The sequence below is a fragment of the Microcoleus vaginatus PCC 9802 genome (assembly GCA_022701275.1).
GTDB lineage: Bacteria > Cyanobacteriota > Cyanobacteriia > Cyanobacteriales > Microcoleaceae > Microcoleus > Microcoleus vaginatus_A.
Genome location: CP031740.1, coordinates 2,792,070 through 2,804,325 on the forward strand (window position 1 = coordinate 2,792,070; position 12,256 = coordinate 2,804,325).

Genomic DNA, 12,256 nt, shown 5'->3' on the forward strand with positions numbered 1-12,256 from the left:
TCCAGTAGTTCTGAGTTTTGAGTTTTAAGTTATACACCATTTAAAATTCAAAACTCATCCACGGCGAAGCGTTGCGAAGAATGTTAGCTTTCGCCATCTGTTATGCAAAGCAATCTTAAAATCTTCCTACTGCCTTCTGCCTTCAACAGGCCCTGCTACAATCCACTTAATCTCCATTTAACTGCCATAGACCTCCATGAGTGAAACCGTCCTCGAAGTTCGCAACCTGCGGGTTCAATTTCAATCTGCGGACGCAGGCGATGCGTCTGCAACCGTCAAAGCGGTTGACGGCATTTCGTTTGAGGTCAAGCGAGGGCAAACTCTGGGCATCGTGGGAGAGTCGGGGTCGGGAAAATCGGTAACATCCCTCGCTGTTATGGGTTTGCTGTCGAGTTCGTCAACGAAAATCGATGGCGAAATTTGGTTTTATTCGACAAAAGACGGCGCTAGCAAGGGGCCTGTGAATCTGCTGGAAATGCGGGACAGGGAAAAACAAACATACCGGGGCAGCCAGATTGCGACGATTTTTCAAGAGCCGATGAGTTCGCTAAATCCCGTTTATACGATCGGATTTCAACTCACAGAAGCCATTTGTTTGCACCAACAGGTGTCGCAGACAGAAGCGCGGCGCCAAGCTGCTTCTCTGCTACAAGAAGTGAAGCTGCTACCGGGCGACGATGAGATCAGGCAGCGGTGTTTGACTTTGCGGCAAGAGCATTCCCGGGCTGCTGCAGGGAATCAAGCAGTTATAGAGGACGATCGCGATTTGATGCAGCTCGTCAACGGCCAAAAACAAGCTATGCTCGATCGCTACCCCCACGAACTCTCAGGCGGTCAAATCCAGCGCGTGATGATTGCAATGGCCATTTCTTGCAATCCAACTTTATTAATTGCTGATGAACCTACCACGGCTTTGGACGTAACCGTGCAGGCAACAATCTTAGCTTTGCTGCGGGAGTTGCGGGACTCTAGAGGCATGGCAATGATTTTTATTACCCACGATTTGGGCGTCATTGCTGAAATTGGCGATACGGTGGCGGTGATGTACCGAGGCAAGATTGTTGAGTGCGGTGCGATCGAACAAATTTTCAGCAATCCCGAACATCCTTACACAAAAGGTTTATTAGCTTGCCGCCCAACTCTCGATCGGCAACTGCGCCGCTTGCCGACTGTTTCCGATTTTATGGATGTCACCACAAATGCTAGCGGCGAATTAGTAATTGTCGAGAAAAATGCCGAGTTAGACGGCGACAGCAGCGGGGGAAATCCCGCTTTTGCAACCGGAAAACCGCCTCGGCTGCCGCATATTTCCGGCCCTTTGCTAGCTGTTGATAACTTGCGAGTCGGTTTTCCGGTGCAGGGAATGTTTGGCGAAACTAAACGCTTGTTTATGGCGGTAAACGATATTTCTTTTGAGGTTTACCCGGGCGAGACTTTGGGTTTGGTGGGCGAGTCGGGCTGCGGCAAATCAACTTTGGCGAGAGCTTTGCTGCAATTAATTCCGGCGGCCAGCGGTAAAGTGTTTTTTGAAGGTCAAGAAATTACGCCTCCTGCGAAAAGTAGTTCCGCATCACAGTGGATGGCTAATTATCGGATGCAAAAAGAGTACGATCGCAAATTGCGGTGGCTGCGGCGCGATATGCAAATTATTTTTCAAGACCCTTTTAGTTCTCTCGATCCGCGCCTAAATGTTGGGGATGCGGTGATGGAACCGATGGTAATTCACCGCTTTGGTAAGAACCAGAAAGAACAGCGCGATCGCGCTGCTTATTTGTTGGAGAGAGTGGGTTTAAATCCCGATTTCATGCGCCGCTACCCTCACGAGTTTTCTGGCGGACAGCGGCAGCGAATTTGTATTGCTAGAGCTTTGGCTTTGAATCCTAAGTTTATTATTTGCGATGAGTCGGTTTCGGCATTAGATGTGTCGGTGCAGGCGCAAGTTTTAAATTTGCTGAAGGAGTTGCAAACAGAGTTTGGACTGACTTATATTTTTATTTCTCACGATTTGAGCGTGGTCAAGTTTATGAGCGATCGCGCGATCGTCATGAACAAAGGTAAAATCGAAGAAATTGGCACTGCCGAGCGCATTTACCGCCAACCCCAACAAGCTTACACGCGGCAACTTATAGCTTCTATTCCAGCAGGGAATTTGGAGCGAATTCGGCAACAGCAACTAGGTCGCCAAGCTGCTTGGCCCCCATCACCTGCGGATGAATCGAAACAGGTTTGAGCTCTAGTGTTTTAAACTGGTATCAATTACCCATTGCCCGTTACCAATTACCAATTACTAATTAGCCATTACGCGCGAACATCTCGGTCAACGAAAAACTGCTACGAAGATTTTTTTCATTTTATCTTCACAAATTAGCAGTTTATTTTTATTTTAAATTCATAATTTATGGTCAAATTCAACCTGCTTGAACTTGACTCATATTCCGGGTTTTTCAACCCACAGCCAGGGCGCTCCGCGCAGTATTTTCCTAAATCAAACCCAGTTATTTCTACACGAAAAAAGTTGGGTATAACACGCTAGTCTAACGCGGTAAGCAGCTTTAGGCACAGCCTACATAATTAGGTACTGCACCTAGGAGTGCGAGTTTCTGCGCCCAGGACTAGCTAAATTAGGCCAAATGTCCAATGCCTAACAGCAATATCTAAGGCAGTATTATAGATAAACTCTCTCTCTGAGTCGGAAAAATTATAAAATGTGCACCCCAGCTAAAAAGAGATTGCTCGCTACTGCCGTAAATACACTTAGTTATCGGGTGGTTTTGCGTAAATTTACGCATATCTTTAAATGCTAGAGCTTGCCAATAAGGAAATTTTTACAATATTTAAACCTCTTTATTGTAATTTTTAAATCAGGAAAAGTCCAAGTTAATCTCGAGTCAAAAAATGAAACACTCACTTCAACTCGAAGCCTCAAAAAACGCTAAAGTGTTTAACTTACTGCCAGGGTTTTTAATAAAAATCCGAGAAGCCTTCACTAGAATACAAAAGGTAGAAAGCAGAAAGCAGGATGAAAAAACCAGATTAGCGACGATCGCCCCTGGCAGTGTCTTCTCAATTTTGATAATTGTACTGCTTGTCTTAAACGGGTGGCTCGTAGCTGGCAGCGCTGATAATTTCTACGATAGCCAACTCGCCCTGGGATTTTTGGCAATAGCAAATATTGTCTTTTTGGGGGTATCGGCGCGCTCAAACGCCTCTTGGGTCCTAGCGCGCAACGATCGCCCATCCACCGAACCCAACGGAAGCGATCGCTTTTTTAGCCTTTCGCTAGATTTACTGTGCGTCCTTAGTTTTGACGGTTATTTAACACTGATCAACCCAGCAGCAGAAAAAATGCTCGGCTATGCACCAAGAGAAATGATTGGCCAACTCTTCCTTGAATTCGTGCATCCAGACGATCGCGAAGCTACTTTAAAAGAAGCTGAAAGTATTGCTGCGGGGAATAATACCGTTGGGTTTGAAAACCGCTGGCGCTGTCGCAACGGTTCTTACAAGTGGATAGCTTGGACTGCTACCCGTTTCTGCGAGGAAGAATTGCTCTATGGTGTCGGCCGCGACATTACCGCTCACAAACAAGCAGAAGCAGCGCTGCAAGAGAGTCAACGTTTTGTGGAGCGAATTGCCAATACCAGTCCGAATCTTCTCTATGTTTACGACGAAACCGAGCAGCGAAATGTCTACAGCAACCGCGAAATCGCTGACACCCTCGGCTATACCCCCGAAGAAGTTAAAAAAATGGGTAGCAGTCTGTTACCTACCATTATCCACCCTGAGGATTTAGCTAAATTTCCCGAATATTGGCATCAATTAGAAAATGCTCCCGACGGCGAAGTTGGTGAGTACGAATACCGGGTGCGCGACAAAAATGGCTGTTGGCGCTGGCTAGTCAGCCGGGAAATTGTGTTTAGCAGAACAGAGGAGGGAAAAATTCAGCAGCGTCTCGGTGCTGCTACGGACATTACAGAGCGCAAAATAGCAGAACAAGCTTTAGCAGAACAACTTAAACTTTCTGTATTTACAGCAGATGTGGGCATTGCTCTGACTCAAAACCAGACTTTGCTTGCAACTTTGCAATATTGCGCCGATGCAGTTGTGCGCCATTTGGATGCTGCCTTTGCTCGGATTTGGACGCTGAATGAAGAGGAAAATGTATTGGAAATGGAAGCAAGCGCGGGGATATATACTGGCATTGACGGCGCTTACACCCGCATTCCTGTCGGCGAGTTCAAGATTGGTTTAATCGCCTTGGAGCGAAAACCTCACATCACTAATTCTGTGCAAGAAGATCCCCGACTCCACGACAAAGAATGGGCCTCACGAGAAGGAATGGTGGCTTTTGCTGGATATCCGCTAATTGTTGACAATCAGTTGCTGGGAGTAATAGCGATGTTTACTCGCCAGGAGTTGAAGGAATCAACGCTGGTTGCTTTGGCCTCGGTAGCAGATGCGATCGCCCTGGGAATTAAGCGCAAACAAACAGAAGAAGCTCTCGCCAGACAAAAGCAAACTTTGAGGGCAATTATTGACAACGCTCCGATTTGGGTGTGGATGGCAAATGCTAGCGGGCGGATGTTATTAGTTAACAAAACTTTCTGCGAAGATGTGGCTATACCTGAATCAAGATTTTTAGCTGCATCTCACTATTTCGAAGTTTTGGGCTTAGAACAATCTGCTAACTGCATGGCATCTGACGCGCAAGCGTGGAGCCAAGATATTCCCTATTATTCTGAAGAAATTTTCGAGCTTACTGAGGGTAAATATCACGAACTGGACACAATTAAAACTCAGGTCAAAGATGATTGTGGTAACGCGATCGGCTTAATCGGTTTGGGTTTGGACGTTACAAAACAAAAAGAAGCTCAAAGACAGTTGCAAGCTTCGGAAGCGCGATTCCGCAAGTTAGCGGAGAAGGAAGCACTGCTGAACCAGCTAGCTAGCAATATCCGCGAATCTCTAGATTTAGATACTATTTTGGCAACAACTGTGCAGCAGATTCGCGACTTGCTGCAAGTCGATCGCTGTGTGTTTATCTGGTATTTGCCCGACGCTTCACCACCTGCTTGGGATGTCGTCCACGAAGCTAAAAAGGATGATTTGTTCTCGCTTTTGGGTTATTTCCGTGCTGACATAACGGGTACGCTGCCGCAAAAAATCGCTAAGTTGGAAGTTTATCAAATAGATGATGTTGCAACTGTCAGCGATCCCGTAGAACAAAAATTCTTTTTGGAGCTTGGTTGCAAGTCTGTCTTGGATTTACCGATTAAAAGTGCCGGCGGTTTAACTGGTGTTGTTGGCTGCGTTTCTTGCAGGGAGGTACGCAAGTGGACAAAAGAGGAAGTGGAGTTAATGGAGGCAATTGGCGATCAATTGGGCATCGCCATCAGTCAATCCGAGCTCTACACTCAAAGCGTCCATTCAGCCCGGATAGCACAAGAACAAGCTGCCAAACTCGAAGTAACTCTGTGCGAACTCCAGCAAGCTCAAACTCAACTCGTGCAGGCAGAAAAAATGTCGAGTCTCGGTCAGATGGTAGCAGGAATTGCCCACGAAATCAATAACCCGGTCAGCTTTATTTTCGGCAATCTTACCTACACAGAAGAATACACCACAAACCTGATGAAACTGCTGCAAATGTATCGAAATGAATACCCAGAACCTTCTCCAGCTCTTCAGGAGGAAATAGAGGTGTTAGAAATGGATTTCTTGCTAGAGGACTTGCCGAAAATGCTGTCTTCTATGCAGATGGGAGCTACTCGCATCCGGGATATCGTGAGGAGTTTGCGGAATTTCTCTCGCCTGGATGAATCTGACATGAAAAAGGTTAACATTCACGAAGGCATCGACAGCACATTAATGATTTTAGAACACCGTCTGAAAGTTCAGCCCGAGCGCCCAGCAATTCAAGTCGTTAAAGAATACGGACAATTGCCACTGGTGGAGTGCTACGCCGGACTGTTGAATCAGGTGTTTATGAATATTATCGCTAACGCTATTGACGTTTTACAAGAACCGCTGGAAAATCCGGGAATTATCCGCATTCGTACAGAGGTAGAAGGTACTCTCGCTGTGATTAGAATTGCTGATAACGGTGCAGGTATTACCGAGCAAGTCAAGCAGCGGATATTTGACCCGTTCTATACTACAAAACCGATCGGTTCGGGTACTGGGATGGGTTTAGCGATTTCCCACTCAATTATAGTCGAAAAACATAAAGGTGAAATCAATTGTATTTCCGCTCTAGCGAAAGGAACTGAATTTACGATTAAGATTCCGATTAAAAGCACAAAGATTTAAAATATATTTGTAGGAAAAATCCCTAAGGTGAGTTAGTGGGAAAAACTAGAATTTTTTGTACTAACCTTAAGACTGGCGCATCCTAGAGACTACACACAGATAATAGTTATTTTACCCAAAAGTTGTAGGGTACATATTGCCTACCCTACAACTAAAATTGATATGATATTAAAAATCTAAAATCTAAAATCTAAAATGGCATTACCTCCCGGCAGTTTCGGTTTACCCCTAATTGGCGATACTATCAACTTTTTGCAAGATTCCCAATTCGCCAAAAAACGCCACCAGCAGTACGGGCCCCTTTTCAAAACCAGCCTTTTCGGACAGCCTACCGTGTTTATGCGTGGCCAAGAGGCTAAGTTGTTTGTTTTAAGCAATGACAACCGATATTTTGTTGTGACTTGGCCTCCCAGCACGAAAGCGCTTTTAGGGCCGCTTTCCTTGGCACTGCAAACGGGTGCTAACCACCAAAATCGGCGCAAGTTGCTGTACCAAGCGTTTCAGCCGCGAGCGCTGGCTGGCTACATCGGCGCGATGGAAAATATCACTCAGCGCTATTTGGAAAAATGGGTCAAAAGGGAAACGCTGACTTGGTATCCCGAACTGAGAAATTATACTTTTGATGTGGCGGGTAAGTTGTTAGTAGGGATTGAAAATGGTTCGGAAACGGCGCTTGGACATTATTTTGAAACTTGGTGCAATGGTTTATTTTCGATTCCTTTAGATGTGCCGTGGAGTCAGTTTGGTAAAGCTAAAAAGTGCCGAAAGCTGCTGTTAACCGAACTTGAAAAGATTATTCGCGATCGCCAACAAGGAACTCCAAGTGGCAATGATGCTTTGAGTTTGCTGATTTCGGCTCGCGATGACGAGGGAAATAGTTTGAGTTTGGAGGAGTTAAAAGATCAAGTGCTGTTGCTGCTGTTTGCGGGACACGAAACTTTAACTTCGGCGATCGCCTCTTTTTGCCTTCTCCTAGCCCAACATCCCGATGTGATGGCAAAAGTCCGCACCGAACAGCAGCAGTTCCCCGCTACGGAACCCCTAACATTGGAACAACTCAAACAAATGACCTATTTAGAACAGGTGCTGCAAGAAGTGCTGCGTTTAGTTCCACCCGTGGGAGGTATTTTTCGGACAGTCATTAATGCTTGTGAGTTCGGCGGCTATGAAATTCCAAAGGGTTGGAGTGTGCTTTCTCAGATTAATCAAACCCATCAGGATAGTCAACTTTATCCTGAACCCGATCGCTTCGATCCCGATCGATTTAACTCCGAGCGATCGGCAAAACCGTTCAGTTACGTGCCATTTGGTGGAGGTTTGCGGGAATGTTTGGGCAAAGAATTTGCCCGGTTAGAAATGAAGTTGTTTGCGGCAAAGATTGTTCGGGAGTTTGAATGGGAGCTTTTACCGGATCAAGATTTGAATTTAATCACAGTACCGACTCCGCATCCGCGCGACGGTTTGCGAGTAAAATTTCGTCGAACAACAATGAAATAAGTAGAAGCTTCAGTTATACACCCTCCTGATTTTCCTGTTCTTCTTGAGAACAGGCTTTCCGGCCTGTTCCACACGAGATGAATTTTATTGTGGGGAGTAGGGGTTGGGCTTCTAGCCCGCCCTGAAAGCCTGATTGATAATGGTGCAAGATCTCAGCCTCAATCAATATCCAATTGCATCGGCCCCAAATACTTAGTTAAATAAGGAGAAAAAACCTCATAAATCAGAGTCAAGGGCTTCCCATGATGCCAAAACAAATAGTGTCGCCCCCAAAAAGGGCCCGACTCTTCAAACGCTGATTCCAAAGCAGGCGAATCACCGCAATAAATGCCCTGCACATCGCGATACAATTCTGTCCGCAGTCTCGCTAAACTGGCCCAAATTGGCAAAGATTTATTTTGTAAATATTCGTCTACGTGGCTCGCTTCCCACCAAGAAGTTGCATAGGCTAAGCGCTGTCCCGAAGCAGTCCGCAGCCACACTTGGCGGCGCAGGCGCGGCCCCGGAACCGCGACAATTTGCTGGGGCGCGCCGTCTGCGTCTTCACCCACTAAAGACATATCGATCACATCTACTTCAGTGGGTTCCCCTGTCAGCAGTTGCAGGTGACGGGTGGGGGAACCGTCACCTAGCAGCAGTATTTGCCATGCCGGTGCTAGCTTGGTGTGGGGTAAACCCTTCTGTACTGCGTCTTCTGCTCCTTGCCACAGGGGGTTGAGAGCGTGCCAGGTGCGGCTGTTTTTGGGTGTAAATGTTGCAGTCAAGGGTCTTTACAAAACTTAATTTTTTGTTTATTATAACGCTTCTTCAATTATCCGCTCAAAAATCAAAAATTGCTCGACCGAGGACGATCGCCCATAGGATGTCCGGTTAAATAGTTATAATACTTCTGTTCGGGATTTTTATTCTTCCTTCTTCCTTCTTCCTTCTTCCTTCTTCCTTCCTTCTTCCTTCCTTCTTCCTTCTTCCTTCTTCCTTCCACTATATGTTACGAATAACCGAAATAAAACTCCCCCTAGATCATCCTCAAGATGCGATCGCCAGCGCGATTCTCAAAAAGCTGCAAATTCCCCCCGAAGAATTACTCGGCTATTCCATCTTCAAACGCAGCTACGATGCTCGTAAAAAAGCAGAAATCCTCCTTGTCTATATTGTGGATGTAGAGACGACACAGGAAAAGCAACTTCTCCAACGCTTCAAAAAAGATCCTCATGTGATGGTGACGCCAGACACGAATTATCGCTATGTAGCCAAAGCCCCCAGCAATTTGACGATTCGCCCCATTGTGATTGGTACAGGGCCGTGCGGTATGTTTGCGGGCCTGATGCTGGCACAAATGGGGTTTCGCCCCATCCTTTTAGAACGCGGAAAAGCAGTGCGCGATCGCACGGTTGATACCTTTGGATTTTGGAAGAAAAAAGCAGAATTCAACCCAGAATCTAACGCCCAGTTTGGCGAAGGTGGTGCGGGTACTTTTTCCGATGGCAAGCTCTACAGCCAAGTTAAAGATCCTCAGCATTATGGACGGAAGGTGTTGACGGAACTTGTGAATGCAGGAGCTTCACCGGAAATTTTATATATTAATAAACCGCATATTGGCACGTTCAAACTGGTGGGAATTGTCCAAAGCCTACGCGCCCAAATTGAATCATTAGGCGGAGAAATTCGGTTTCAAAGTCGTGTAGAAGATATCCACATCGAAAATGGAAAAGTGCAGGGACTTACCCTCGCCAGTGGAGAATATATTGCTAGTAATTATATAGTTCTGGCGGTGGGACATAGCGCCCGCGATACTTTTGAAATGTTGTTTTCGCGCGGGGTTTACATCGAGCCTAAACCTTTTTCCATTGGTTTTCGGGTGGAACATCCCCAAACTATCATCGATCGCTGTCGTTTTGGCGATCGGGCGGGCCATAAGCTTTTGGGTGCCGCCGATTACAAACTGGTTCACCATTGCCAAAACAATCGTTCTGTGTATAGTTTCTGTATGTGTCCCGGCGGTTTGGTAGTGGCGGCTGCGTCAGAACCGGGGCGACTTGTCACTAATGGGATGAGTCAATATTCTCGCAATGAACGCAATGCTAACAGCGGGATTGTGGTGGGTATCACGCCGGAGGATTATCCGGGTCATCCCTTAGCCGGAATTGAGTTTCAACGTCGCCTAGAAGAACGGGCATTTGAGTTAGGTGGTGGCACTTACAACGCCCCTGGGCAGCTTGTGGGTGATTTTTTGGCGAATCGCCCTTCCACGGCGCTAGGCAGTGTGCAGCCGTCTTATACGCCGGGAGTTGTGATGACTGATTTGAGCCCAAGTTTGCCAGATTATGCGATCGCAGCTATCCGCGAAGCACTTCCGGCTTTTGACAAACAGATTAAAGGATTTGCGATGGATGATGCGGTTTTGACTGGGGTGGAAACGCGCACTTCTTCACCAATTCGGATTAAACGCAAAGATGATTATCAGAGTTTGAATACAGAAGGTCTTTATCCTGCTGGGGAAGGTGCAGGATATGCGGGTGGAATCCTGTCGGCGGGGATTGATGGGATTAAGGTGGCGGAGGCAGTTGCTTTGAGTATTTTGCAATCTTCAAACCACAACATTTGAGGCTGGATTTGAGGATTTTTAGATGATTTGAAGATTGCCGTCAACCGTCAACTCTCAACTGTCAACTGTTCAAACAGCAGCTAAACGCGATCGAATTTCCGTATCGGTATACTCCGGCGTCCAGCCTTCTTTGGTGGTAAAATAGCGCACCGCTTTAACTTTCCGGGCTGCTGTCAAATAAAACCAGTGTTCTGTATTCGCCGGCACGTTGATAAATTCTTCCGGCTGCACTGTGAGTTCGACTTGGCTGCCGTCAGGTCGCACGAAGCCGAAAATGCCCTCGCCTGCTACGATATAGCGGACTTCATCATCGGCGTGGATGTGACACTTGCTGAATTTGGACAGCATGGTGTCGAGGTTGGGAATGTCTGGGTGCAGTACGATTAAGTCGCGATCCTGATAGCCTGCACTTTCCGACAACTGTTGAAAGTAGCCGTCGAGGGCTTGCAACACTTGCTCTTTTTGAGTGTCGTCAAGAGCATCTTTAGCTAACAAATTTTGAATTTCAGCGCTGTCACCCACCGGCCAGCGGTTGAGTTGTATGTTTAAGGAAGCGAGTTCTCGGGTAATGTCGCTTTGTTGAGTGTAGGTTGTACCGTTTTCGAGTCGCAGGATAGCCATTTTTGCACGTTCCAATTTTTGGGTGAGGCGATACACAGGCACTGTGAAAGATGTTTGTCGATCGCGCCTGTACCAGAATCACAATTTTAACGCTAATTTGAACAGGCAAGATGCCTGTTCCACAACAGTTCAATATTTGTCGCGATAACATTGATAAGTCAGGCGCCAGCTAGCACCAGCAGCGATCTGCAACACTGAAATATTTTAGATGTAATTTTTGCAACAACCATGCCTACTTATACTGGAATTTCTAGCGAAGCTTTTCAGCATCCCCTCGATCGCCAAGCCGAGGCAGCATTGCGGAGCGTGCCTGGATTTGACTTAATTGCCAGCAAATTTGTAGAATTTGTCTACGAACGACCGCAATTCGTTTACCTAATGGGAAATAGCATTCAAGTCGGTCCACGCCAATATGCCAGCATTTATCATATATTTCGCGAGTGCGTGCAGGCTTTAGATGTTTTCCCAGAACCAGGTTTGTTTGTTTCTCAGAATCCCTCAGTTAACAGCTATGCCCTGGGAAAAACCCAGCCTTATGTAGTATTAAACACTGGTCTTTTAGACTTGTTGGACGAGGCGGAACTGCGGGTAGTCTTGGCTCACGAGTTGGGACACATTAAATGCGGCCATCCAACTTTAAATCAAATGGCGATGTGGGCGATGAGCGTCGCATCGACAATTGGCGAGATGACTTTCGGTTTAGGAAATATGGTCGGTAGCGGTTTAATTTTCGCTTTTTACGAGTGGCGGCGCAAGGCTGAATTGTCGGCGGATCGGGCGGCTTTGTTGGTGACGGATGACTTGAACAGTGTGATGAAGACGATGATGCAACTGGCGGGAGTTAGCAGTAAATATGCTGACCAATGCAGTTTGCAAGAATTTATCCGCCAGTCTGACAACTATCAAGAGCTCGATCGAGACAATCTCAACCAAGTGTATAAATTTTTACTTTACAACGGCGGGCAAGGCGTGATGCTGAGTCACCCTTTCCCGGTGGAACGGCTGAGGTATTTGCGAGACTGGGCCAGTTCCGAGGAATACCGCCAAATTAAGCTGGGGAACTACAAGCGGGCGGTATCCGAGGGTGCGGTTGATGTGAAGTCGCAAACGCCTAACAGTGAGACGGAGGCTTTGCGCCGTCAGATTGAAGAGTTGCAGCGGGAGATCGATCGGCAAAAATCAAAGCGAAACTAAGTTTCCTCGTCCCCAGGCTGTGCCTGGGAACCA

At 46.7% G+C, this 12,256-nt stretch carries 7 protein-coding genes; 5 read left to right on the plus strand and 2 right to left on the minus strand.

Translation table 11 applies throughout. The features are described from left to right. Positions 1-196 precede the first annotated feature (196 nt). The 3 genes from D0A34_11245 (at position 197) to D0A34_11255 (ending at position 7,803) form a co-directional block, all read left to right on the plus strand. Complete coding sequence (locus D0A34_11245) at positions 197-2,230, plus strand: ABC transporter ATP-binding protein (protein UNU19364.1); 2,034 nt, start codon at positions 197-199, stop codon at positions 2,228-2,230. 665 nt (positions 2,231-2,895) lie between these two features. Then, a complete protein-coding gene (locus tag D0A34_11250; protein ID UNU19365.1) occupies positions 2,896-6,306 on the plus strand; it encodes a PAS domain S-box protein in 3,411 nt (1,136 codons plus the stop codon). A 195-nt stretch (positions 6,307-6,501) separates the two neighbouring features. Beyond that, positions 6,502-7,803, plus strand: coding sequence for a cytochrome P450 (locus tag D0A34_11255; GenBank protein UNU19366.1), 1,302 nt, complete (start codon positions 6,502-6,504; stop codon positions 7,801-7,803). A 158-nt stretch (positions 7,804-7,961) separates the two neighbouring features. On the opposite strand, the gene D0A34_11260 is transcribed toward D0A34_11255, so the two are convergent. After that, positions 7,962-8,567: a DUF98 domain-containing protein gene (locus D0A34_11260; protein UNU19367.1), complete on the minus strand. Its 606-nt coding sequence runs from the start codon at positions 8,565-8,567 to the stop codon at positions 7,962-7,964. A gap of 221 nt (positions 8,568-8,788) precedes the next feature. Here D0A34_11260 and D0A34_11265 point away from each other — a divergent pair, with 221 nt between their 5' ends. Next, on the plus strand, positions 8,789-10,408 hold the full coding sequence (locus D0A34_11265) for an NAD(P)/FAD-dependent oxidoreductase (GenBank protein ID UNU19368.1): 1,620 nt from the start codon (positions 8,789-8,791) through the stop codon (positions 10,406-10,408). Between the two features lie 69 nt (positions 10,409-10,477). On the opposite strand, the gene D0A34_11270 is transcribed toward D0A34_11265, so the two are convergent. Then, positions 10,478-11,029: an acireductone dioxygenase gene (locus tag D0A34_11270; protein UNU19369.1), complete on the minus strand. Its 552-nt coding sequence runs from the start codon at positions 11,027-11,029 to the stop codon at positions 10,478-10,480. 228 nt (positions 11,030-11,257) lie between these two features. Here D0A34_11270 and D0A34_11275 point away from each other — a divergent pair, with 228 nt between their 5' ends. After that, positions 11,258-12,223, plus strand: a complete 966-nt coding sequence (locus tag D0A34_11275) for a M48 family peptidase (protein ID UNU19370.1) — start codon at positions 11,258-11,260, stop codon at positions 12,221-12,223. The last annotated feature ends 33 nt before the right edge of the window (positions 12,224-12,256 follow it).

Excerpts from the sequence above, each read along its gene's own strand:
- D0A34_11250 (UNU19365.1), top strand. The coding sequence starts at position 2,896 with ATGAAACACTCACTTCAACTCGAAGCCTCAAAAAACGCTAAAGTGTTT.
- D0A34_11270 (UNU19369.1), bottom strand. The coding sequence starts at position 11,029 with ATGGCTATCCTGCGACTCGAAAACGGTACAACCTACACTCAACAAAGC.
- D0A34_11255 (UNU19366.1), top strand. The coding sequence starts at position 6,502 with ATGGCATTACCTCCCGGCAGTTTCGGTTTACCCCTAATTGGCGATACT.
- D0A34_11245 (UNU19364.1), top strand. The coding sequence starts at position 197 with ATGAGTGAAACCGTCCTCGAAGTTCGCAACCTGCGGGTTCAATTTCAA.
- D0A34_11265 (UNU19368.1), top strand. The coding sequence starts at position 8,789 with ATGTTACGAATAACCGAAATAAAACTCCCCCTAGATCATCCTCAAGAT.
- D0A34_11275 (UNU19370.1), top strand. The coding sequence starts at position 11,258 with ATGCCTACTTATACTGGAATTTCTAGCGAAGCTTTTCAGCATCCCCTC.